Origin of the sequence: Aliidiomarina soli, assembly GCF_003986975.1 — a bacterium.
Lineage (GTDB): Bacteria > Pseudomonadota > Gammaproteobacteria > Enterobacterales > Alteromonadaceae > Aliidiomarina > Aliidiomarina soli.
Map to the genome: position 1 here is coordinate 203981 of NZ_PIPO01000001.1, position 23408 is coordinate 227388.

General features: G+C 51.5%; 19 protein-coding genes. 3 read left to right on the forward strand and 16 right to left on the reverse strand.

The window, feature by feature from the left end; all coding sequences use genetic code 11:
• Positions 1-7: 7 nt before the first annotated feature.
• Positions 8-463 carry a thioredoxin family protein gene (locus CWE14_RS01035; protein ID WP_157981761.1) on the forward strand — a complete coding sequence of 152 codons (456 nt, stop codon included), beginning with the start codon at positions 8-10 and terminating at the stop codon, positions 461-463.
• Here CWE14_RS01035 and CWE14_RS01040 read toward each other — a convergent pair.
• From CWE14_RS01040 to tsaA, 4 genes are all read right to left on the reverse strand, one after another.
• Positions 460-1950, reverse strand: a complete 1491-nt coding sequence (locus CWE14_RS01040) for an L-lactate permease (protein WP_126797677.1) — start codon at positions 1948-1950, stop codon at positions 460-462. The genes CWE14_RS01035 and CWE14_RS01040 overlap by 4 nt on opposite strands.
• Positions 1947-2954, reverse strand: coding sequence for a 2-hydroxyacid dehydrogenase (locus CWE14_RS01045; protein ID WP_126797678.1), 1008 nt, complete (start codon positions 2952-2954; stop codon positions 1947-1949). Before CWE14_RS01045 ends, CWE14_RS01040 begins: the two co-directional genes overlap by 4 nt.
• Before the next feature lie 125 nt (positions 2955-3079).
• On the reverse strand, positions 3080-4804 hold the full coding sequence (locus CWE14_RS01050) for a proline--tRNA ligase (RefSeq protein WP_126797679.1): 1725 nt from the start codon (positions 4802-4804) through the stop codon (positions 3080-3082).
• 79 nt (positions 4805-4883) lie between these two features.
• Entirely contained in the window at positions 4884-5570 is a 687-nt protein-coding gene (gene tsaA / locus CWE14_RS01055; protein WP_126797680.1) for a tRNA (N6-threonylcarbamoyladenosine(37)-N6)-methyltransferase TrmO, read from the reverse strand.
• A gap of 225 nt (positions 5571-5795) precedes the next feature.
• On the opposite strand from tsaA, the gene CWE14_RS01060 reads away from it, so the two are divergent.
• Entirely contained in the window at positions 5796-6449 is a 654-nt protein-coding gene (locus CWE14_RS01060; RefSeq protein WP_126797681.1) for a hypothetical protein, read from the forward strand.
• A gap of 75 nt (positions 6450-6524) precedes the next feature.
• On the opposite strand, the gene CWE14_RS01065 is transcribed toward CWE14_RS01060, so the two are convergent.
• The 10 genes from CWE14_RS01065 to CWE14_RS01110 all read right to left on the reverse strand — a co-directional run bounded on the left by CWE14_RS01065 (position 6525) and on the right by CWE14_RS01110 (position 20195).
• Entirely contained in the window at positions 6525-6944 is a 420-nt protein-coding gene (locus tag CWE14_RS01065; RefSeq protein WP_126788284.1) for an H-NS family histone-like protein, read from the reverse strand.
• A 159-nt stretch (positions 6945-7103) separates the two neighbouring features.
• Positions 7104-8753, reverse strand: a complete 1650-nt coding sequence (locus CWE14_RS01070; RefSeq protein WP_126797682.1) for an electron transfer flavoprotein-ubiquinone oxidoreductase — start codon at positions 8751-8753, stop codon at positions 7104-7106.
• 29 nt (positions 8754-8782) lie between these two features.
• Positions 8783-10999, reverse strand: a complete 2217-nt coding sequence (locus tag CWE14_RS01075) for a putative bifunctional diguanylate cyclase/phosphodiesterase (RefSeq protein ID WP_126797683.1) — start codon at positions 10997-10999, stop codon at positions 8783-8785.
• A 139-nt stretch (positions 11000-11138) separates the two neighbouring features.
• Entirely contained in the window at positions 11139-13091 is a 1953-nt protein-coding gene (locus tag CWE14_RS01080; protein WP_126797684.1) for an acetoacetate--CoA ligase, read from the reverse strand.
• A 123-nt stretch (positions 13092-13214) separates the two neighbouring features.
• A complete protein-coding gene (locus CWE14_RS01085; protein WP_126797685.1) occupies positions 13215-14117 on the reverse strand; it encodes a hydroxymethylglutaryl-CoA lyase in 903 nt (300 codons plus the stop codon).
• A gap of 15 nt (positions 14118-14132) precedes the next feature.
• Positions 14133-16103, reverse strand: coding sequence for an acetyl/propionyl/methylcrotonyl-CoA carboxylase subunit alpha (locus CWE14_RS01090; RefSeq protein ID WP_126797686.1), 1971 nt, complete (start codon positions 16101-16103; stop codon positions 14133-14135).
• An 11-nt stretch (positions 16104-16114) separates the two neighbouring features.
• On the reverse strand, positions 16115-16900 hold the full coding sequence (locus CWE14_RS01095) for an enoyl-CoA hydratase-related protein (RefSeq protein WP_126797687.1): 786 nt from the start codon (positions 16898-16900) through the stop codon (positions 16115-16117).
• A gap of 8 nt (positions 16901-16908) precedes the next feature.
• Positions 16909-18516 carry a carboxyl transferase domain-containing protein gene (locus CWE14_RS01100; RefSeq protein WP_126797688.1) on the reverse strand — a complete coding sequence of 536 codons (1608 nt, stop codon included), beginning with the start codon at positions 18514-18516 and terminating at the stop codon, positions 16909-16911.
• A 12-nt stretch (positions 18517-18528) separates the two neighbouring features.
• Positions 18529-19698: an isovaleryl-CoA dehydrogenase gene (locus tag CWE14_RS01105; RefSeq protein WP_126797689.1), complete on the reverse strand. Its 1170-nt coding sequence runs from the start codon at positions 19696-19698 to the stop codon at positions 18529-18531.
• Positions 19699-19751: 53 nt separating this feature from the next.
• Entirely contained in the window at positions 19752-20195 is a 444-nt protein-coding gene (locus tag CWE14_RS01110) for a MerR family transcriptional regulator (RefSeq protein ID WP_126797690.1), read from the reverse strand.
• A 124-nt stretch (positions 20196-20319) separates the two neighbouring features.
• Here CWE14_RS01110 and CWE14_RS01115 point away from each other — a divergent pair, with 124 nt between their 5' ends.
• Positions 20320-21501, forward strand: a complete 1182-nt coding sequence (locus CWE14_RS01115) for a thiolase family protein (RefSeq protein ID WP_126797691.1) — start codon at positions 20320-20322, stop codon at positions 21499-21501.
• Positions 21502-21522: 21 nt separating this feature from the next.
• Here CWE14_RS01115 and CWE14_RS01120 read toward each other — a convergent pair whose 3' ends face one another.
• Positions 21523-22014: a hypothetical protein gene (locus tag CWE14_RS01120; RefSeq protein ID WP_126797692.1), complete on the reverse strand. Its 492-nt coding sequence runs from the start codon at positions 22012-22014 to the stop codon at positions 21523-21525.
• A gap of 303 nt (positions 22015-22317) precedes the next feature.
• The gene (locus CWE14_RS01125; RefSeq protein WP_126797693.1) at positions 22318-23406 is read right to left on the reverse strand and encodes an OmpA family protein; all 1089 of its coding nucleotides are present in this window, start codon (positions 23404-23406) and stop codon (positions 22318-22320) included.
• Between the last annotated feature and the right edge of the window lie 2 nt (positions 23407-23408).

The window sequence follows — 23408 nt, forward strand, 5'->3', positions numbered from 1 at the left end:
AGTATCCATGAACTGGTTTAAAAGCATTATTGCCCTCATTATTGTCGCTGTAGTGGGGATCGGCTTCTGGTTAATGATATTCGGCGCACCCATTGATGACAGCGCACTGAACCGACGCATGGAAACTTTTAATGAAGAGGCGTTCCGTACTGCACAGGCTAATAACGATCTTATTTTGATCAACTTTCATCAACGCTGGTGCCCTGATTGTATCCAGCAAAAACGGGTCCTGGCACGCTACTTTATTGATTTTCCGCAGTCACCGGTAAAAGTATTTGAAGTGGACTTCGATGCAGAAGCGGAACTGGTAGAGCGTTTTCGTGCTGAAGATGCCACCAGCCTGGTTTTATATCGCGGCGAAGACCGGATCTGGTATGGCTATCAGCAAACCAATACCGCGAACATCTACAGCGCGTTGCAGGAAGCCGAATATCATTCGCGATTGTTTGCAGAGGACGACTAAAACGCTAGCCGGGTTAGCAGCAACGCGATAACGCCTCCGCAGGCGACCAGGAGAAGAGCGACAGGCAGCGTTGCGCGCAGTACCTGTCCTTCCATCCCTTTTAACTGCACCGTCGCCCCGGCGGCGATAATGTTGTGCGGACAGACCATGTTCCCCAGGGCGGCGCCATAGTTCTGCGCCCCTAGCATCGGCAGCCTGGCAACCGTAGCCTGATCCGCGGCAGCCATTTGAAATTCGCTGAAAAGCACATTGGAAGCAGTCGCTGAACCGGTAATGAAAGTGCCAATCAGGCCAACCAATGCAGCCCACACGACCCAACTTACCCCGCTCGCAGACGCTAACGCATAGCCCAAATCAATAATCAGCCCTGTGTGCACCATCAGTCTCGACAGGAACAGCATTAAAAGCAATGCAATGGCGACCGGAAGCAGACGCAAAGCGGCCTGCCGGATCGCATGCATAACATTGCGAAGCTGTTGTTGTTGGATCACGGCGGTCATTATAAAACTAATGAAAAGTAACGTTCCCGGATGATAGGCCGGTTGCATTGAGGCCTCGAATTCACCCCATTGCCATTGCCAGATAAAGCTTTGCAGTGCTTCACGCAGGTCCGGTTGGAGCCGTGTAATGAGTACCAGACAGATAAGGACTAAATAGGGTGCGTAGGGGCGCCACTTCATCTCGATCCCAAGTGGAACATTGTTGCCCGGGGTAAAAGCCGTGGGCCAGATGCGGGTTATCAGGGTAAATATCAGGGCCCCAGCTAACGCGCCCACTAAGGTGGGTAATTCCGGACCTGTCCACCAGGCCAGTGCGGCAAAGGGAACAAAGAAACTAAACCCGGTCAGCAGGGCAAGACCTGGGTTACGCACGCTGAGGGTACGGGTCATCGCGAGAGGCAGAATGAAGATGCCAGGCACGGCAAAGAGTACGCTGGCCTGAGCCAGAGCGGCGGGGGCAAATCCGGTAATGGTAGCCTGAGCGAGCACAGGGGTGCCCACAGCTCCAAACATGACGCCCACGGCATGACCAAACAAGGCCAGAATGACCGCCTGAACCCGGCCAAAACCAGCGCTAACCAGAAAGGGCGCGGTGAGCGCGGCAGAGGTTCCGAAACCAGCGGCCCCTTCCATAAAGAGAGAGAAAAACCAGCTAATAAAGAGCGCGCTGACCTTAGGATCAGGGTGCAGCCGGGCAAGTTGCTGCTGGATTGAAGCAAGTGCCCCTGAGCGTTGCTGCAACATATGGATCGCCAGCGCAGCAAATATAATCCAGAGAATGGTTAAACTCATGAGCCCGGCTTCAGCAGCGCTGCCGGGCAGCAGCGAAAGGAATAGCCCGGACGAGTTTTGCGGATAACGCCACCAGGCCACTGACAGTGCTATGGCAATAGCCAGTAATGCGGCGGTGGCGGCACGCCAGCGGAGCCAGGCCATAGTGAGCAGAATCGAGAGCAGTGGGAGCGCCAGTAATAGCGAATCTGTCATACGACTTTCTGGCTGGTGACCCGGTGCAGCTCGCCGCCTTTGCCTTCTACCGCGCTGGCGTTAAGTAACGTGGTTTCAGCAATGTTGCTAAGGGCTTCTTTGGTGAAGAACCCCTGATGGCCGGTAATTAATACGTTGGGAAAGGTCAGCAGACGCATAAAAGTGTCGTCCTGAATGACCTGGTTGGAAAGGTCGGTAAAGAACAGGTCGCTTTCCTCCTCATAAACGTCGAGGCCAAGACTGCCAATTTTGCCTGATTTTAATGCCTCAATAACCGCTTTGGTATCAATCATTGGGCCGCGGCTGGTGTTAATCAGGGTTACACCATCGCGCATTTTGCTGAGGGTATCCCGGTTAATAATGTGGTGGGTGTCTGGTGTTAATGGACAGTGCAGCGAAATAATATGCGATTCGCGGAGTAAGGTTTGCAGTTCCACCAGTTCAAAGGCTGCCAGTTCAGCCGGGTCGGCATACGGGTCTGTGATCAGGACCCGGCAGCCCATCGCCTGCATAATATGGGCAAAACGCTGACCTATTTTTCCTGCGCCCAGTAGCCCGACAGTTTTACCATGAATATCAAAGCCCATTAAGCCGTCGAGGGCAAAGTTGCCTTCGCGGACGCGATTAAAGGCACGGTGAATTTTGCGATTAAGGCTGAGTAATAGAGCCAGCGTCAGTTCAGCCACGGCATGGGGTGAGTAGGCGGGGACCCTGGCGACCGTGATATCAAGCTGTTCTGCGGTGGCCAGATCAACATTGTTAAATCCGGCGCAGCGTAACAGCACTAGATTCACTCCGGTGTTGTGTAGTTGCCGCAGAATAGTGGCATCGACTTTGTCATTGACGAAGACGCAGACGGCGTCGTGGCCGGCGGCGAGAGCAACGCTTTGCTCGCTTAACCCGGTGTCGAAGAAGGTTAACTGATGGTTACTTCCAAGTTCTTGATTGCGTTCAGTAAATGATTGTTTGTCGTAGGCTTTACTACTGAAAAATGCAATCTTCATGGAGCGCTCCTGGCCTGGTTACCGATAATTAGTATAAGTTCACTCTACTATCTCTACTGTGTAGCTGTTAAACGACAAAAAGCCAGTTCAATGAACTGGCTTTTTGTTTTTGCGCAATGTTGTGGCTAGCGGTTGTTGGTGGCTGTCAGTTGTTGCACCACATCAGCAATGGCAACTTTTTCCTTGTCACCGCTGCGGCGGTTTTTAAGTTCGATCATGCCTTCATCCAGGTTGCGTTCGCCAACGACGATAACATGAGGGATACCAATCAACTCAATATCAGCAAACATCACACCAGGACGCTCTTTACGGTCATCAAAGAGTACGTTCAGGCCAGCACCCTTACATTCTTCATAAAGTCTCTCAGCGACCTCCTGAACACGCGCTGACTTATGCATGTTCATCGGTAGAATACAGACTTCGAAGGGTGCCATCGCTTCTGGCCAGATAATGCCATTGGCGTCGTTGTTCTGTTCGATAGCCGCCGCTACTATGCGCGAGACACCGATACCATAACACCCCATCAGCAAGTTCTGGTGTTTACCACTTTCCGTCAGCACACCGACTTTCATCATGTCGCTGTATTTAGTGCCAAGTTGGAAAATATGGCCCACTTCGATACCGCGTTTGATATCCAGAGTACCCTTGCCACACGGGCTCGGGTCACCGGCTTTGACGTTGCGTAAGTCAGCCACAGCGGGCAGCTCGACATCGCGACCCCAGTTGATGTTCAGATAATGATAGCCATCCTTGTTGCTGCCAGCCGCAAAATCACTCATTACTGCCACTTCACGGTCTACCACCATAGGCAGTGGCAGCCCGACTGGCCCCAGTGACCCTGGACCGGCACCGACCGCCGCACGAATTTCATCGTCGTTGGCAAAGGTCAGCGGACTGGCTACCTGGGGCAGTTTCGAGGCTTTGATATCATTCAGCTCGTGGTCGCCGCGAACCATCAGGGCGATCAGTCCGGATGCGTCGCCGTTTTCGTTTACGCCATGCACAATAAGGGTTTTGGCGGTTTTCTCAATCGCCAGGCCAAATTGCTCAACCAATGCCTGGATGGTCTTCGCATTCGGCGTTTCGACTTCTTCCATGGTTGCAGTAGCCGGATCTGCTTTGTCTTTGCTGGGAATGGCTTCGGCCAGCTCGACGTTGGCAGCGTAATCTGAGCTGTCAGAAAAGGCGATGGCGTCCTCACCGGATTCAGCCAGCACATGGAACTCGTGGGATAGGTTGCCGCCAATCGAGCCTGTGTCGGCGATAACTGGACGGAAATCCAGCCCAAGGCGGCTAAATATAGTCTGATAGGCTTTAAACATAACCTGATAGGTTTGTTCCAGACTGGCTTCGTCAATATGGAACGAATACGCATCTTTCATAATGAATTCGCGTGAACGCATGACGCCAAACCGTGGCCGTATTTCGTCGCGGAACTTGGTCTGGATTTGGAACAGGTTCAGTGGCAGTTGCTTGTAACTGCTGACTTCTTTACGCACCAGTTCAGAAATGACTTCTTCATGGGTTGGGCCGAGTACAAAGTCGCGTTGATTACGATCCTGCAGGCGCAGTAACTCAGGGCCGTAGTCCTGCCAGCGTCCCGATTCCTGCCACAGATCGGCAGGCTGCACCATCGGCATCAGTGTTTCGATAGCACCGGCAGCTTCCATTTCTTCGCGAACGATACGTTCAACGTTACGTAAAACACGCAAGCCAGTCGGCGTCCAGGTATACAAACCTGAGGCGACTTTACGCACCATGCCTGCACGCATCATCAACTGGTGGCTGACGATTTCTGCATCGGAAGGGGTTTCTTTTAATGTGGCCAGTAAATAGTTGCTGCTGCGCATGAGTGGTTTTGCTCTCCCGGCGAAAATTATTTTGTTTTACGGTTCAAGGTTTTCGGTTCGAAATTCTGTGTGCTGCATTCTAGCAGTCGCTGACAGCAGTGACTACAGCAACCTCATTACGGACTATCCAGTTGATATTGTAGTCGCTTAATCGCACCCCATAAGTACGGTTGTCGCTCTGGCCGTGGCGATACGCAGGTCGTGGGTCCTGAGCTAATACTTCACGCACCAACTGTGCAAAATTCGGCTGGCGGGCGAAAAAGTCCTCCACCTCCGGGGCGAAGGTGACTGGCATCAGCTCTGGTGGCAACTGCGCAAAACCCGACTGACTATCATGCACAGCATCGCTGTAGTGTAAATAGGGCTTTATATCGACGATCGGTGTTTGGTCAAGTAAATCAAACCCACTAATTACCAGCTGCCACTGCCCGTTCCGACATTCGACTCGTTGCAGGCGAACCACCGACAGCCCCAGGGCATTGGGGCGGAATGTTGAACGCGATGCAAAGACACCCACTTTGCTATTGCCGCCCAGACGTGGCGGGCGAACCAATGGTTTCCAGCCTTGTGCCTGAGTCTGATGAAATATGAACTGCAGCCAGAGATGGGAGAATTGTTCAAGTCCCTGCAGGCACTGCGGGTTATTAAATGCGCCCTGAAGAACGACCCGACCTTCGGCAGAAGGCACCAGCCCCGGCTGACGCGGAATTGCAAACTTCTCTTTGTAAGGGGATTCGACAATGGCTATCGGTTCAAGCGTGTACATGAGAATTGCCCGGGAATTAATGACGGCTGACGTGAGCAGGCTATTTCACCACAACTTTGTGCTTTTCACCAAAAATTGGTGACGCGACTAAATTATATTTTTGGGTTTGGACTTAACTATATGATTTTTAAGGTTTAAAAAGTTGGCTTATAGATTGCAGATACACTGTTGTAAATCCCATATTAAGCGATGTGCCAGTGCTGCACAGGTAACAGGAGAACAACCATGACCTTAACAACAAAACAAATTCGCATTCGCGCGGTACTTGGCGCCTTTTGTATCACCTCAGCGTTACTCTTGGTATCGGTGTCCGCGCTGGCCGCTGATACCGTGGTTCGCAATCATCAAATTGACGGCTCAGAAACGCGTCGGTTAACGGTCGAAAACGCCGTTGGAACCATCCAGATTAAAGCGGCAGATGATGATCAGATCCGTGCCGAAGTCGAACTCGAAGGCCAGCGCCACGGCATTTTCCGCCGCAAGAAAGATGTCAGTGAGGTTGATATTGAGATTAATCAACGCGGTGACCAGCTGACCTTAGCGTTGCACGAAGACGACGTGCAGGGTAACTGGACACTTTATATCCCAGACGTTGAAGCGGTATCGGTTCAGCTTGGGGTAGGGAGCCTTGAAGTCGACCAGGTTAGTGCTGGTTTCTCAATTGAAGTGGGAGTTGGCAGTGTAGAACTTTCTATGCCGCAGCAAGCATTGGGTGCATTTGAAGGGAATGTTGGGGTTGGTGGTATTAGCCAGTCAGGATTGCAAAATTATTCATCGAATCGGGCCGTGGTGACAGAATCAGCAGAAGGTCATGGGCTCGGCAACTACTCTGTGACTATTGAAGTGGGTGTAGGCGATATTACTCTGAACGCGTATTAAAACTCGTTTGCTGGTTAACGATGTAAAAAAGGTAGCCATTTGGCTACCTTTTTTTATTGATGCTAAATTCAGGAATTACTTTTTTATTAAAAACTCTTTAACGCTACGACCTTTGTCGATCGCCTGTTGAATAACTTTAGGGGTGCGACCCTGACCGGTCCATGTCTTCTGCTCGCCGTTATCAACGTATTCATATTTAGCTGGTTTTGGTGTGCGCTTACGCCCTTTAGCTGCTGACGACTTGGTCGCAGAACTATTTAATTCAGAGGCTAAGTCTCCGATATCGAGACCTGCATCAAGCATTTGCTTTTTGATTTCTTCTATCCGTGCCCGTTTCGCTTCTTCTTCCTTGCGTAGCTCAGCTTCTTCCTCTTCACGAGAGGCAATAATACGGTCAAGCTTAGCTTTAACGTCTTCCAGCTCCGCTAAAGTTAATTCCTTGGTGTTAGCGCGTAGACGACGCTCATGGGTAAGGATATTTAAAAAATCAGACATAGAGGACCTTTCTTGTTAATAAATAGTTTGTTAATAAATAGTCGTTGAAGATAGATAAAACGAAAGCTTGCGCCTATTAAACACTAATAGTGTATTAAATGTAAAACATAATCCTGAAAATGGAAATAAAAAAGCTCCCGGAGGAGCTTTTTTATTTTTTTACATATTGGGGTAATTGGGACCGCCGGTTCCTTCCGGAGTCACCCAGCGAATATTCTGGCTTGGGTCTTTAATGTCGCAGGTTTTGCAATGGATGCAGTTTTGCGCATTAATCTGAAAGCGTGCTTCGCCGTTATCGGCTTGCACTATTTCATACACGCCAGCAGGGCAATAGCGCTGTGCCGGTTCATTGTATTTCGGCAGGTTAACCTCAATTGGGATACTGCTGTCTATTAATTGCAGATGACAAGGCTGGTCTTCTTCATGGTTGGTATTGGATAAATACACCGATGAATTACGGTCAAAGCTAAGTTGATTATCTGCTTTCGGATAGTCTATAGCAGCTGCCTTATCAACGGTTTGCATACCTTTATGGTCTGCCTGCCAGTCTTTCAGGGTGAAGGGTAAACGGCCGCCAAACCAGTTCTGATCCAGGGTGTTGTAGGCGCCACCTAACCAGGTACCCCATTTGTGCACGGCCGGACCAAAGTTACGAGACCGATAAAGTTCATCATAGACCCAGGACTTTTCAAAGGCGCTGGTGTAGTCAGTCAGTTCTGTATGTGACTGATCGGCTTTTAAGGCGGTAAAAATACTTTCGGCGGCGAGCATACCGCTTTTCATGGCAGTGTGGTTACCTTTGATCTTGGCAAAGTTCAGTGTGCCAGCGTTGCAACCGACCAATAGCGCACCGGGCATCGTCATTTTCGGTAACGAGTAATAACCGCCTTTGGCAATTGCGCGCGCACCATAGCTAACCCGTTTGCCACCCGCTAAATACTTTTTAATTTCAGGATGGTGCTTATATTGCTGAAACTCCATATACGGATTCAGGTTTGGATTGTCGTAATTAAGATCAATGATCAGACCGACAAAGACCTGGTTGTTTTCAGCATGATAGAGGTAACCGCCGCCTGAAGCATTGTCTTTCAAAGGCCAGCCTGTGCTGTGTACTACCAGGCCCGGTTTGTGTTGCTCTGCCGGAATATCCCAGATTTCTTTAAAACCAATCGCATAATGCTGTGGCGTTTTCCCTTCGTTGAGATTGAATTTCTCAATCAGTTCTTTGCCTAAATGACCACGACAGCCTTCTGCAAACACGGTGTATTTGGCACGCAGTTCCATACCAGGCATAAAACTGTCTTTTTCTTCACCACTGGCACTAACGCCCATATCACCGGTAATCACCCCGGCGACTTCACCAGCGTCGGTGTACAGCACCTGAGCCGCGCTAAAACCAGGAAACACTTCGACCCCAAGCGCTTCAGCCTGTTCGGCCAGCCAGCGGCAGATGTTACCCATGCTGACAATGTAATTACCGTCATTATGGAAAGTTTTTGGCACCATAAAATTAGCTAGTTTAGTGCCTTTCTCTGCATTATTGAGGAGCAGGATATCATCACCGCTTACCGCGGTATTCAGTGGCGCACCGCGCTCTTTCCAGTCTGGAAAAAGCTCGTTTAGGGCACGTGGCTCAAAGACCGCGCCGGACAGAATGTGGGCACCAACTTCTGAACCTTTTTCAACTACACAAATTTGCAGTTCCTGTTCGTTCTCTTTGGCTAGCTGAGCTAACCGACATGCTGTGCCGAGGCCCGCGGGGCCAGCGCCAACAATGAGCACGTCAAATTCCATGCTTTCGCGTTCCATGGGATACTCCTATGCAATGGCCAGACCATTCACATGATCTGGATTGGGATCTGGCCTTGGTAATCATCCAGTAATTGGGTAAATTCATGTGCAGGGATAGGGCGGCTAAACAAATAGCCCTGACCTACGCTGCAATCTCTATCCAGTAAAAAGTCGACTTGGGCTTCAGTTTCGACACCTTCTGCGACTAAATCAATTTCCAGGCTCTTCGCCAGATTAATGATGGTCTGAGTGAGTGTGGCATCATCTTTGTCATTTGGTAGATCTTGCACGAAAGAGCGGTCAATTTTAAGAGCTGTCACCGGAAAATGTTTTAAATATGACAAAGACGAGTAGCCAATACCAAAATCATCAATGGCCAGCGCAATGCCGCGGTCACGAACCGCATGCATAAAATTCGTGTGCGACTGAATATTTTCAATAAAAACCTGCTCGGTCAGTTCAAGCTCGAGCTTGTTCGGTGGAATCCCGCTTTCATTGACCACCTCCATGATATGTTCAATCAGGCCGGGTGACTGCAATTGCTTGCCGGATAAGTTCACGGCCATGGTCAGTTCAGTGAAGCCTAAAGTGTGCCAGGCTGCCAATTGCTTACAGGCGGTTTTCAATACGAACTCTGAAATAGGGATAATAAGTCCGGTGTCCTCGGCGATCGGTATAAACTGATCCGGTCCGATAATCTGACCATCCGACTCCTGCCAGCGTACCAGTGCTTCCGCTCCAATGATACGTCGACTTTGCATATCCACTTTGGGTTGATAGTAAACCCGAAGTTTATCGTGCTCGACGGCGTTACGTAACCGCTTCATCAGTTCCATGCGTTGATTCAGTTCATGGTGCAGTATTTCACTGTACAGATGGTAGCTGTTGCGACCTGATTCCTTAGCTCGGTACAGGGCCGTATCCGCATTACGGATCAGGCTTTCCGGGGTATCAATCTCGGGCTGACTGAGTGCTATCCCGATACTGGCGGAGATAAACATCTCGTAGTCATCGACATAAAAATGGGTATCCAGCGCACTAAGCACCTGGCGGGCGTAATTTTCCAGCTCTTCAGGGTCATTCAGGCAGGCGATAGCGAGCACATATTCATCGCCTCCCATTCTCGCCAGACAGGCGTGTTTGGGGGCGATTTTATTGAGTCGTGTAGCGACCCGTTTTAGAAGTTGGTCGCCGACCGAATGACCCAGTGCGTCGTTTACTTCTTTAAAGTTATCCAGGTCTATAAAAAGCGCGCCGACATGCTGCTGGGTTAACGCCGACTGGCTGAAAAACTCTTCAAGCCGCTCCATCAGCGCATTGCGATTCGCTAAATCGGTTAACCAGTCATGCTCTGCCAGGTAGGCCATTTTTTTCTCGACCCGTTCACGCTCTTCAATTTCGACGTACAGATCGATATTGGTGTCTGCCAGCTCCTGCGCCCGCACCCGGCTAATACCCAGCACGTAGAGAACAAAGGTGAGCAGGGCAGTGGTAATCAGCCCGGCCAGCATAATAAGCAAGGGAACCCAGCTGCGCATCGCCTGGAGTTGCTCCTGACCCGGCCATAGCTCCATCCGCCATTGTTCATCGAACAGGGTAAAATCAGAAAATCCACTCCAGCTCTGACTGGCATCATGGTTATTACCAAGTTCAAATACGGTGCTGTTGCTACTAACAGACGTCAGGCGGAAATAAACATGTCGTCCCATGTGTCGGGCGACCGTTGAACGCAGCAAGCCTTCGATGTCGATGATACCAAGGTAATAATCAGTGCCTTGAGTGGTGTTGAGCGGTGCAATCAGTGCCACGTCCGCTGAATTCAGGGCTAGTGGACCGGCTGGTAACATAACCCGCTGACCTGGCTCAAGTCCGCGCAGACTGTCGAGATAGTCCTGATCAGCTAAAAGTTGGTCGACGGAAGGTTGCGCAATAGTGCTGTAGAGGCTCTCCAGCTCAAATTGACTGTTGAGCCATAACAAACAGCGAAAGTGAGGATAGGAATTGATCACGATGGGGGCTTCGCGTTGCCACAAATCATGATCCCCCTGATTGCGGGTGGAATGACGAGCCATCCAGGTCAGACCAAACATATGAGTCTGCAGCTGACGGTTAACTTCCTGCTGCAGTTCGGTTACGTCATTGCTGAGCTGACTACGAATGCGCTGGTTGTCCTGAATATACAAAAAGGCACTAATGCCCAGGCTCAGTATAATGCCGACCAAAGCCGTTAAAATGGCTAGCCGAAAGTGAGAAAATCGTTGCATGTCGACTTATTATCGTTGTTTTACGTCTTTAGGACGATAATCGCCTAAGCAGTACTAAGAAGCAACCGCTTAGGCGTCAATTTACGTAATTGGTTAACGTATTGTTTACAAGTTACGCACCTTTAGCCTGGTGTTAGCTTTAACGTAGCGCTGCCAGATCGCGAAAGTTATCCAGTGCTTCAGGGTTAGCCAGGGCGTCGGTGTTTTTAACCGGCTCGCCATGAATAACCTGGCGTACCGCCAGTTCAGTGATTTTGCCGCTGATCGTACGCGGGATATCGGCGACCTGCTCAATGACCGCTGGCACATGCCGCGGGGTAGCGTTGGCGCGGATAGTTTTGCGGATCTCATCGCGCAGGCTATCGTCGAGCTGCACACCCTCGCGTAGCTTAACGAACAGGACCACGCGCTCGTCGTCCTGCCAGTGCTGGCCTACCGCAATACTTTCCAATACCGCCTCGACTTTCTCTACCTGACGATAGATTTCAGCCGTACCAATACGTACCCCACCCGGGTTAAGTACAGCATCTGAGCGACCATAAATAATGACGCCATTTTCGGCAGTCAGCTCTGCATAGTCGCCGTGTGCCCAGATATTGGTAAAGCGATCAAAATAGGCACTTTGGTAGCGTGAACCATCGTTATCGTTCCAAAATCCAATCGGCATACTGGGGAATGGCTTTTCACACACCAACTCGCCTTTTTCACTGCGCACGGGTTCGCCAGCATCGTTGTATATGTTGACTGCCAGGCCAAGGCCACGACACTGCAGCTGGCCGCGGTAGACCGGGAGTATCGGATTACCCAGTGCAAAGCAGGAAATAATATCGGTGCCGCCGGAAATCGATGATAAGCAGACGTCTTCTTTGATGTCGCGGTAGACATAATCGAAGCTTTCCGGGGGCAACACTGAGCCTGTGGTTAAAATAGCTTTCACAGACGTCAGCGAATGGCTCTGACGAGGTTTCACACCTGCTTTCTCAAGGGCAGAGAGGTACTTGGCGCTGGTTCCAAAAATGGTGATGGCTTCATCATCAATTAAGTCCATCATCCGCTTTGGTTCCGGGTAGAAAGGCGACCCGTCGAACAGGGTAAGCTGAGCACCTAGTGCCAGACCTGAGACCATCCAATTCCACATCATCCAGCCACAGGTGGTGAAGTAGAATAAATTATCCTCAGCAGTTAAATCGGTGTGCAGACCATGCTCTTTTAAATGCTGTAACAGGGTGCCGCCAATGCCGTGCACAATGCACTTAGGTACGCCGGTGGTGCCTGAACTGAACATGATATACAAGGGGTCGTTAAAAGCGCGTTGAACAAATTCAATCTCGCTGGCTGAGCTATCAAGATAGTCTGACCAGCGGATAGCGGAGGCGATATCGAGCGCAGCATCCTCACCAATGAAGTCGCAAACGACCAGTGCTTCAAGGGTATCCAGTTTACCAGCGATAGCATTGACCTTCTCCGCCAGTGGCAGACGCTTTCCGTTGTAATAGTAACCATCGACGGTAATCATGACTTTGGCTTCTATCTGGCCGAAACGGTCAAGTACACCCTGCACCCCAAAGTCCGGAGAACAGGAGGACCACACCGCACCTAGGCTGGCTGTGGCAAGCATAGCGACAATGGTTTCAATGCAGTTTGGCATCAGCCCGGCAACCCGGTCGCCAGCAACCACGCCTTGTTGTTTCAATGCGCTGGCCAATTGAGCGGTGCGGCTATACAACTCGGCGTAGCTTATGCTTTGTCGCTCTCCGAGCTCGTTGACAAACACCAGCGCGGTGCGCTCATCGCGGTGACGTAGCAGATTCTCAGCAAAATTCAGACGCGCCTGTGGAAACCAGCTGGCCCCCGGCATTTGCGTAGGGTTGGCGAGGATCTGATTGCCCCGCTGACTGGCTATAACGTCAAAATAGTCCCATACAGACGCCCAGAACGCCGGGCTCTCCTCGGTTGACCATTGATATAAGTCGTCATAACTGCTGAAACTGAGCCCTTGCTTGGCCAGAAAACGCATAAAGGCAGCCATCTGTGAGTTATCAATACGCTGCTGACTTGGTTGCCATAGCGGTGTTAGCTGTGTCTGTGACATATCAAAACCTTTCCTGATAATTCGTTTGTGGTTCAGCAAGGAATGCACTGCAAGGCATGCATCTCAATTCATGTTAAGCCAAGGCACGCCCTTGCAAGGCCGGGACTGCGGCAGTGTTTAAGGTTACTGACACTGTGCTGCAAGCGCCTGACTCACTAGTGAGCGGGGTGTAGTACCCAGCGCCTGACATATCTCAAAGCCCGCAGCGGCCAGTGTATCCAGCTCAACGCCGGTGGAAATGCCCATGCCGTTGAGCATGTAGAGCACATCTTCACTGGCTACATTGCCACTGGCCCCTTTGGCATAGGGGCAGCCGCCGAGTCCGGCAACTGCGCTGTCGATGGTCGCTACACCGAGGGGCAGGCAACTGGCAATGTTCGCCAGCGCCTGACCATAGGTGTTGTGAAAATGCAGCGCGAGGGCTTCGACAGGTACCTCTTCGGCGACTGCACTGAGCATTCGCTGCGCCGCCAAAGGAGTGCCCACACCTATGGTGTCACCAAGGGAGACTTCGTAACAGCCCATCTCATACAATGTTTTCGCGACGCGGACCACGTCACTGAGCGGTACCTCGCCCTGATAGGGGCAGCCAAGCACACAGGAGACATACCCGCGAACGCGAACGCCTTTCGCTTTTGCCTGCTCAAGGACGGGGGCAAAACGCTGCAGTGATTCACTGATCGAGCAATTAATGTTTTTCTGACTAAAGGCCTCCGAGGCTGCTCCGAAAATAGCCACTTCGTTCGCGTCGGCTTGCATGGCAAGCTCGAACCCTTTGCTATTTGGAGTCAGCGCGGCATAGGTAACGCCTGGCTTACGCTCAATCGCAGCCATGACCTCTGCACTATCGGCCATTTGTGGCACCCATTTCGGGCTGACAAAGCTGCCCGCTTCAATGTAGCTTAAGCCACTTGCGGTTAATGCGTTAATAAGGCTGACTTTGGCCTCCGTGGTGACCGGCTTTTCATTCTGCAGGCCGTCACGGGGACCCACTTCGACCATTTTTACCTGAGTTGGTAATGCCATCGGATACCTCGTTATTTATTCATCAGCAGCCAGCGCGATAAGTTCAGCGCCGTCGCTGACCAGTTCACCGGCCTGGAAAAATACCTGTTCAACGGTCCCATCGACAGTGGCTTTGATGGTGTATTCCATCTTCATCGCTTCCATCACCACCAGCGGCTGATCTTTCTCGACTTTATCGCCGACCTCGACATTGACGCTGACAATAGTGCCATTCATCGGCGCGGTCAGGGTGCCTGCATCTTCTTCCAGTCCGAATGCGCTGTCTTTATCGACCAGCTGATAATTAACCCGGCCGTGGCTTGAGAACAGAGTGTAATGGCGTTCACCCAAGGCCACCTTGAGGGTAAACTGGTGGTCCTGATGCGTGACTTCAAGGCGTTCGCCACTTAAGCGGGCGTGCAGCTCTACAGTCTGTGCGCCGGTTTTAACCATGAAAGTATCGCCGTTACTGGCTACTTCTAGGCGCAACAGTTCATCGTCATAGACCAGTTCAATGTGCTGCAGCGCTGGCTGGTTCAAGCGCCAGGCGCTGCCAGCCTGCCATGGGTTTGCGGACCCGGCCGGGCGTTGATGGAGCGCTATGGCGGCGCCTATGCAGGCGTGCGCAAGGCTGCTATCAAGCCCTTTTGCTGGTTTTAATAGGGCATCACCATGCTGCTCAATGAACTGCGTACTGAGATTGGCACGAACAAAGTCTTTATGGCTGGCTAAACGATGCAGGTAGTCGACATTAGTGGTCGGGCCAACCAGGTGATATTCACGTAATGCCCGTTGTAAACGGAGCAAAGCGCGGTCACGATCTTCATCCCATACAATCAGTTTGGCGATCATGGGGTCGTAGTAAGGACTAACCTCGTCGCCCTGGCGCACGCCTGAATCGATACGTACATGGCGGTCTTCGGCCGGTGTGCGTAAATACTCAATGCGGCCGGTACTTGGCAGAAAGTCCTGCTGTGGGTCTTCGGCATAGATACGTGCTTCAAATGCATGCCCGTGCAGGGTGACCTGATCCTGACTGAGTGGCAATACGCCACCGCTGGCGACAATCAGCTGCCATTCGACTAAGTCCTGGCCCGTGATCATTTCGGTGACCGGGTGCTCAACCTGCAGGCGGGTGTTCATTTCCATAAAGAAGAAATCGTTGTTGGCATCGAGCAGGAACTCGACAGTACCAGCACCGCGGTAATCGATGGCCTGGGCGGCACGCACTGCAGCGTCACCCATAGCGGCACGGGTTTCTTCACCGAGTGCCGGGGCAGGGGCCTCTTCCAGCACTTTCTGATGGCGCCGTTGTACCGAACAGTCACGTTCAGCGAGGTATACGGCATTACCATGCTCGTCACAGAAAACCTGGATCTCAACGTGACGTGGCTGGACGATAAACTTTTCCACCAGCATTTTATCGTTGCCAAAGGATGCATTGGCTTCGCGCTTCGCGGATGCCAGCGCGTCGCTAAACTGACTCGCCTTGTGCACTTCACGCATGCCTTTACCGCCGCCGCCGTAGGCCGCTTTTAGCAGTACCGGGTAACCAATACGCTCGGCTTCTTCGCGTAGCTTATCTTCAGCCTGTTCGCTGCCATGATAGCCCGGCACCAGTGGCACGCCTGCTTCATCCATAATGGATTTAGCCGCACTTTTCGAGCCCATCGCAGCAATTGCACTGGCTGGCGGTCCGACAAAAGCAATGTCATTGCTGGCACAGAGGTCAGCAAAGGCTTCGTTTTCGGATAAAAAGCCGTAGCCCGGGTGAATAGCCTGAGCGCCACTGCGTTGAGCAGCATCGATAATTTTCTCCATCACCAGATAGGATTCACTACTGGGTGATGCACCGATGTAATAGGCTTCATCAGCCATTTGCACATGCTCAGCATGGCGATCTGCGTCTGAGTACACGGCGACACATTGAATGCCCATACGCTGAGCGGTTCGAATAACACGGCAGGCAATTTCGCCGCGGTTTGCAATCAGAATTTTATTAAACATAACAACAACCGTTAGTTGGTGAGCCAGCCAGCTTTGCGTTTTTCCAGGAACGCTGACAACCCTTCCTGACCTTCGTCAGAAACGCGGATATCAGCGATGCGTTCAACCGTGGTACGCACAACGTCTTCATTAATAGGCCGCTGATGAATATCCAGCAGCAGCCGTTTGGCCGCCGCAACTGCAGCCGGACCATTGTTAACTATCGCCTGCAGCAGAGGTTTAGCAGCCTCTGTTAAGGGGTCTTCGGTGACTTCGGTGACCAGCCCGTGGCGCATGGCGTCGGCGGCGAAAAAGCGTTCTGCCGTTAACACATAACGTCGGGCAGCCCGCGCGCCCATATTACGGATCACGTAAGGGCAGATAACCGCTGGAATTAAGCCGATTTTAACTTCACTGAGGCAAAATGAGCTGCCGGGGTTGGCCAGCACCATATCGCAGCACGCTGCCAGACCAACCGCGCCGCCAAAGGCTGCGCCCTGGACCAAAGCAATGGTTGGCACCCGCAGGTTATCCAGCTCATACATAAGCTGGCCAAGTTCGCCCGCATCAGCAACATTTTGCTCACGGTTTTTGGCGGCCATCGAACGCATCCAGCCAAGGTCAGCACCGGCGCTAAAATTTTTGCCATTGGAGTTAAGCACTAAGGCGCGCACGCTGGTGTTGCCTTCGATATCGCGTAAATGGGCAAGCAACTGAGCGATAATCTGATCATCAAACGCATTATGAACTTCCGGCTTATTCAGCGTCAGCCAGGCAACCTGTTGTGCGTCTATATGGAAAAGTACGGTGTCAGTCATAGCATCTCCTACATGCGGAACACGCCAAAGCGTGTTTCTTCAATCGGTGCATTGAGTGATGCGGCAATACTTAAGCCAAGCACGGTACGGGTTTGCGCCGGGTCGATAATGCCATCGTCCCATAAGCGGCCTGACGCGTAGTAGGGGTGACCCTGCTGTTCGTATTGCTCGACGATGGGCTTTTTAAATTCAGCTTCCTCGGCATCGCTCCAGCTTTTGCCTTTGCGCTCCATGCCGTCACGGGTGACAGTGGCCATCACGCCCGCGGCCTGTTCGCCGCCCATCACTGAGATACGGGCGTTAGGCCACATGAACATCATGGTTGGGTCATAGGCGCGGCCACACATGCCATAGTTACCCGCGCCATAGCTGCCACCGATAAGAACGGTAAACTTAGGAACTTTAGCGCAGCTGACAGCCATGACCATTTTGGCACCGTGTTTGGCGATACCTTCGGCTTCGTATTTTTTTCCGACCATAAAGCCGGTGATGTTCTGCAAAAAGACCAGTGGGATCTTGCGCTGGGCACAGAGTTCGATAAAGTGCGCCCCTTTTTGCGCTGATTCCGAGAACAGAATACCGTTGTTGGCCACGATACCGACCGGGTAGCCGTGAATGCGGGCAAAACCGGTAACCAGCGTATTGCCGTAGTTCTGTTTAAATTCATCAAAGTCTGAGTCGTCCACCACCCGCGCAATCACTTCACGAACATCGTAGGGTTTACGCAGATCAGTACCGACAATGCCGTAAATTTCGTCGGCGGCATAGCGGGGGGCTTTGACGTCATTAATCACTGGTTGTTCTGGCAACTTGTGATTAAGGCGGGAAACTGAACGACGCGCCAGATCAAGTGCATGCTCGTCACTGACCGCGAAGTGGTCGGCAACCCCTGAAATACGGGTGTGAACATCGGCACCGCCAAGTTCTTCAGCACTGACTTCTTCACCAGTCGCCGCTTTTACCAACGGCGGCCCGGCGAGGAAAATGGTGCCTTGCTCTTTGACGATAATGCTTTCATCGGCCATTGCTGGCACATAGGCACCGCCAGCGGTACATAAGCCCATGACGACTGCTATTTGTGGAATGCCTTTGGCAGACATGGTGGCCTGGTTGAAGAAGATCCGGCCGAAATGATCACGGTCCGGGAATACTTCGTCCTGACGTGGCAGGTTAGCGCCACCAGAGTCAACCAGATAGATGCAGGGCAGGTGGCAGCGCTCAGCAATTTCCTGAGCTCGCAGATGTTTTTTGACCGTCAGTGGGTAATAGGTGCCGCCCTTAACGGTCGCGTCGTTGGCGACAATCATGCACTGCACACCTTCGACCTGACCGACGCCAGCAACCACGCCCGCCGCCGGAACATAGTCTTCATAGACTTCCCAGGCCGCGAACTGACCGATTTCAAGAAACGGCGAGCCAGGGTCGAGCAAGCGTTCAATACGGTCACGGGCAAGCAACTTACCACGCGACTTATGACGCTCCTGCAAGGCTTCACCGCCACCAAGCTTAATTTGTTCGACTTTACTGTTTAGCTCGCTGACCAGGTCTGCCATGGCCTGATGGTTGGCCTGGAAATTCTCATCACGAACATTAACTTTGCTAGTTAGCACTGCCACGCTGAGCTCTCCTTACTTAGATTCTGTGAACAACTCACGACCGATTAGCATCCGACGGATCTCGGAGGTACCGGCACCGATCTCATAGAGTTTTGCATCGCGCAATAAACGCCCGGTTGGGTACTCGTTAATATAGCCGTTGCCACCAAGCAGCTGAATTGCATCCAGCGCCATTTGTGTGGCCAGCTCTGCCGCATAAAGAATAACCGCTGCGGCGTCTTTGCGCGTGGTTTCACCACGGTCACAGGCTTTAGCTACGGTGTAAACATAGGCACGGGCCGCGTTCATGCGGGTGTACATGTCGGCAACTTTGCCCTGCACCAGTTGGAATTCACCAATTGATTTGCCGAACTGGGTACGTTCATGAACATAGGGCACAACCACGTCCAGACAAGCCTGCATGATACCTAGTGGGCCTGCTGCCAGTACCACACGCTCATAATCCAGGCCGGACATCAGTACTTCGACGCCTCGGTTCAGTTCGCCAAGAATATTTTCTTTCGGGATGCGCACGTCTTCGAACACCAGTTCACAGGTATTCGAACCACGCATGCCAAGTTTGTCCAGCTTTTGCGCCTGGCTAAAGCCAGGGGTGTCACGCTCGACAATAAAGGCGGTGATGCCACGTGAACCCGCATCTACATCGGTTTTCGCGTAAATAACATAGACGCTGGCTTCAGGACCATTGGTGATCCACATTTTGTTGCCATTAAGAACGTAATGATCGCCGTCTTCTTTCGCCCGCAATTTCATGCTGACTACGTCTGAACCGGCGTTGGGCTCACTCATTGCTAACGCGCCAACATGTTCACCAGTGACCAGTTTAGGCAGGTACTTCTCTTTCTGTGCCTGGTTACCGTTACGGCGGATTTGGTTGACGCAAAGGTTGGAATGGGCACCAAAGCTAAGACCAACAGACGCTGAAGCACGGCTGATTTCTTCCATCGCTACCACATGTTCGAGGTAGCCCATGCCGGAGCCACCAAATTCTTCTTCTACGGTAATACCAAGCAACCCCATGTCGCCCAGCTTAGGCCAGAGCTCTGCAGGAAAAACGTTCTCTTCATCGATCTGAGCGGCGCGTGGTGCAATTTCTTCCCGCGCGAACGCATTGACGTGCTCACGCAGCATGTCAGCAGTTTCGCCAAGGTCAAAGTTCAAAGTGGTGAATTGAGAGATCATAAGGGTTCCTCGTACTTCATCGGATAGCTAAATTAGCGAATAAGAGCAGGCAATCAGGCAACCTGGTCCGAATCATCTTTGTTTTGAATAGAGCCTTGCATGCTGTTGAGTTCAGCCCGGCAACGTTGCTCTACGGTCTTTAATTCATGCAGCAGCACATTAATGTCTTCCAGCTGCTGTTGTAGCGTTAGCTTCTTGTCATCGATCAGGTCAAGCATAGTGGCAAGCTGGTTCTCACTACTTTGGTCACGGTCATAGAGTTCAAATAAACGGCGGGTTTCGGCCAGGGTGAAACCGAGCCGCTTACCGCGTAGAATAAGTTTCAGCCGAACCTTATCTTTGACCCCATAGATGCGGGTTTGTCCCTGACGGCTAGGCGCTAATAACCCCTGATCCTCATAAAAACGAATACTGCGGGTCGTTATATCGAATTCCCGGGCAAGTTCGCCAATACTAAAGGTGCGTGCCGGAGTCGTGGTTTTGTTGGTTGTGCTCATAGTCGTTTACCAGCGTTTCTACTTGCAATTAAGCCTTATCGGGAGATAAGCTTAAGGGAAGTTGACGTTAACGTAAAGTGTCACCTGACATACACAAGCGGGTGGCTGTATCTGGAGGTTTACTGTGAAGTCTGACGATATCGTAATTGTATCTGCGGTGCGCACCCCGATGGGTGGTTTTCAAGGCGAACTAGCGCCGGTTAAAGCAACCGAGCTGGGTGCGACGGCTATTAAATCAGCGGTTTCCCGCGCTGGAATTGAGGGCAGCGACGTAGATGAAGTATTTATGGGCTGTGTTTTGCCTGCAGCATTAGGTCAGGCCCCGGCGCGGCAGGCAGCTCTGGCTGCCGGGTTGCCATTATCAGCGGGTGCAACCACAGTAAACAAAGTCTGTGGTTCAGGCTTAAAAACGGTCATGTTTGCCCACGATCTGCTTAAAGCAGGTAGCGCGAATGTGATGGTTGCCGGTGGTATGGAAAGTATGTCGAATGCCCCCTATGTATTACCGCAGGCCCGCCAGGGCTACCGTATGGGCCATGCAAAAATGCTCGATCATATGATGTTTGACGGCCTTGAAGATGCGTATGACAACAAAGCCATGGGCTGTTTTGCGCAATCGACTGCGGATGACTATGGCTTTAGCCGAGAGCAAATGGATGACTTTGCGATCCGTTCATTGCAGCGTGCTCAAAAAGCAATTGAAGAGGGTGCTTTTGACGCCGAAGTCGAAGCGGTCACTTACAGCACGCGCAAAGGCGATGTGACAGTTGCTATTGATGAGCAACCAGGCAAGGCACGACTGGATAAAATACCTCAGCTACGTCCTGCGTTTGCCAAAGACGGTACGGTGACAGCGGCGAATTCCAGCTCGATTTCAGACGGCGCAGCGGCCTTGGTGCTGATGCGAGCTGATGAAGCAGAAAAGCGCGGTCTGCAACCGCTCGCCCGGATTGCCAGCCATGCGACTTTTGCCCGCAAACCATCAGAGTTCACTATAGCGCCGGTAGGAGCGATGCAAGCGGCGCTGGAAAAAGCGGGCTGGACAAAAGATGACATCGATCTGTGGGAAATTAACGAAGCGTTTGCCATGGTCACTATGCTGGCAATTAAGGAAATGCAGCTGGATGACAGCAAAGTCAACGTTAATGGCGGTGCCTGTGCCCTGGGGCATCCAATTGGTGCCAGCGGTGCGCGTATTCTGGTTACCTTACTGCATGCATTAAAACAGCAAAATAAACGTCGTGGACTGGCCTCACTTTGTATTGGTGGTGGTGAGGCCGTTGCACTGACCGTTGAAGTTATCTAATCCGGATTTAGTAGCGGTTATTTATTGTGGTGGAGATGGATTTCCACCTGACGACTGCGCACGTCTGGCACGACGCTCTCTGAATTCACGCGGAAGCATCTGCTGCCGTGCATCGCGACCCAGATGGTAGTTCAGGGTCCAGCTAATTTGCTGGTCGGTGAAGTCGCTGTCGTGTTGAACGTTGTATTCAAGGGTCGTAAAGAAGCGATCTTTTAAGTCCATCCGATAGCCGAGCGTAGCGCGTGGCAGGGCATCCTTTTGCTTATTGCTGCGGGTACTATTGATACCAAGTCCTGCGTACAAGCCGTGCTGGCTTTGATAGATAAGATCCACCCCATAACTATGGCCTCTCGCCTCGGATTGACCGTCGCTTTCGCCGGCGCGAACATTCAGATTAAGACGGTCATAGTAACTGCGCAGTTGCCACTGGTTGGCAAAGGTATGCCCGAATTGAAGGCCGTAGGCCATATTGCCGAATTCATCACGATACTCATAAGGTTCCCCATTGCGCACGATCAACCTGTCTGCGCTAGGTTTGAATACACCTAATCTGACTCCGCCAAAAGTACCAGCGTCAACGGCTGAATAGGCAGGTGGGGTATAGGTCAGCAGGCCCGAAGCTATTGATGTAGCAACAGTTATTACTAGAAAGAGGGGTCTATTCCGCATCTTGATGTACCTTTTGTTATAGTAGATAGATACTAAGCTATTGATATATAAAGATATTTCAAAAATGCTAGCATAGTAACCCAGATAAAAAAAGCGAGGCCGGAGCCTCGCTTTTACAATCTTAGTTTCGCTATGAAGCGTGCGGGATTAGTAACCGCGACGTTGCATTTCTTCAGTCAGCGGTACTTCTTCAGTAGTCGATAAGGTCGCTTCAATGCGACGGTTGCGTGGGTTCGCTTCCAGGCTTATTTCATCTACTACCGGACGACGTTTGCCGTAACCTCGGGTTGAAATGCGGTTTGCACTGATATCAAAGCGTTCCACCAGGACCTGTTTTACGGCCTCAGCACGGCGCTCAGATAAGTCCTGGTTGTAATCGTCAGGACCAATTAAATCAGCGTGACCACCAATTTCAATGCTGACATCTTCGTGTTCGCGCATTAATGCGCCTAATTCTTCGATATCGCCGTAGAAGCGGCTACGTACATCGGCGGAATCAAACTCGAAGTTAACAATCAGTTCGTGGCGAATATTCTGCTCGACCATCACGCTACAACCTTCGTCGTCAACTACATGGCCACGAGGGGTGTTAGGGCACTGATCACGATTATCAGGGACACCATCACGGTCTGAATCACGACTGGTTTCCTGAGCTGGTGCCGGTTGTGCCGGGCGAGGCTCGGTGCGCTCAGCAGAGCGGAAACCGAAAGCGTAATTCATTGACAGGCCAAGATACTGGTCATCAAAGTCGCTGGCCGTTTGATAGGCATATTCGACCCGGGCGTTCCAGCGTTCAGCAATGGGCAATGAATAACCAAGCGTACCGCGAAGGAAGCGGTCACTGGCATCGTTAAAGCTGGTGTGGTTGGCACCAAGGCCCAGATAAATACCGCTACGGAAATTATACAGACCATCGACACCATAGCTGTGGCCATTGTCGTCTGAAGCGCCCACTACATCAGTGTTGAGGCGATCATAGTAGGAGCGAATTTCCCAGCCGTTGCCGAAGCGATGACCTAATTGCAGGCCGTAACCAAGGTGGCTGAAGCCATCGTCGTAATCAAAGCCGACATCATCAATATTAATGAAGCGGTCACTGTCCGAATTCATGAGTCCCAGACGCACACCAAAGTAGGTATGTTCGTCGCTTTGAGACTGACTTAAAGCAGCGGTACTAATTAACCCCATTAATACAGCAGCTGAAACGGCGGTGGTTTTTACAAAACAAGTACGCATTG

Coding starts and splice junctions, on each gene's coding strand:
- CWE14_RS01085 (WP_126797685.1), bottom strand. CDS start 14,117: ATGGCATTACCAACTCAGGTAAAAATGGTCGAAGTGGGTCCCCGTGAC.
- CWE14_RS01090 (WP_126797686.1), bottom strand. CDS start 16,103: ATGTTTAATAAAATTCTGATTGCAAACCGCGGCGAAATTGCCTGCCGT.
- CWE14_RS01080 (WP_126797684.1), bottom strand. CDS start 13,091: ATGTCACAGACACAGCTAACACCGCTATGGCAACCAAGTCAGCAGCGT.
- CWE14_RS01035 (WP_157981761.1), top strand. CDS start 8: ATGAACTGGTTTAAAAGCATTATTGCCCTCATTATTGTCGCTGTAGTG.
- CWE14_RS01050 (WP_126797679.1), bottom strand. CDS start 4,804: ATGCGCAGCAGCAACTATTTACTGGCCACATTAAAAGAAACCCCTTCC.
- CWE14_RS01105 (WP_126797689.1), bottom strand. CDS start 19,698: ATGATCTCTCAATTCACCACTTTGAACTTTGACCTTGGCGAAACTGCT.
- CWE14_RS01045 (WP_126797678.1), bottom strand. CDS start 2,954: ATGAAGATTGCATTTTTCAGTAGTAAAGCCTACGACAAACAATCATTT.
- CWE14_RS01070 (WP_126797682.1), bottom strand. CDS start 8,753: ATGGAACGCGAAAGCATGGAATTTGACGTGCTCATTGTTGGCGCTGGC.
- CWE14_RS01040 (WP_126797677.1), bottom strand. CDS start 1,950: ATGACAGATTCGCTATTACTGGCGCTCCCACTGCTCTCGATTCTGCTC.
- CWE14_RS01110 (WP_126797690.1), bottom strand. CDS start 20,195: ATGAGCACAACCAACAAAACCACGACTCCGGCACGCACCTTTAGTATT.
- CWE14_RS01095 (WP_126797687.1), bottom strand. CDS start 16,900: ATGACTGACACCGTACTTTTCCATATAGACGCACAACAGGTTGCCTGG.
- CWE14_RS01065 (WP_126788284.1), bottom strand. CDS start 6,944: ATGTCTGATTTTTTAAATATCCTTACCCATGAGCGTCGTCTACGCGCT.
- tsaA (WP_126797680.1), bottom strand. CDS start 5,570: ATGTACACGCTTGAACCGATAGCCATTGTCGAATCCCCTTACAAAGAG.
- CWE14_RS01060 (WP_126797681.1), top strand. CDS start 5,796: ATGACCTTAACAACAAAACAAATTCGCATTCGCGCGGTACTTGGCGCC.
- CWE14_RS01125 (WP_126797693.1), bottom strand. CDS start 23,406: ATGCGTACTTGTTTTGTAAAAACCACCGCCGTTTCAGCTGCTGTATTA.
- CWE14_RS01075 (WP_126797683.1), bottom strand. CDS start 10,999: ATGCAACGATTTTCTCACTTTCGGCTAGCCATTTTAACGGCTTTGGTC.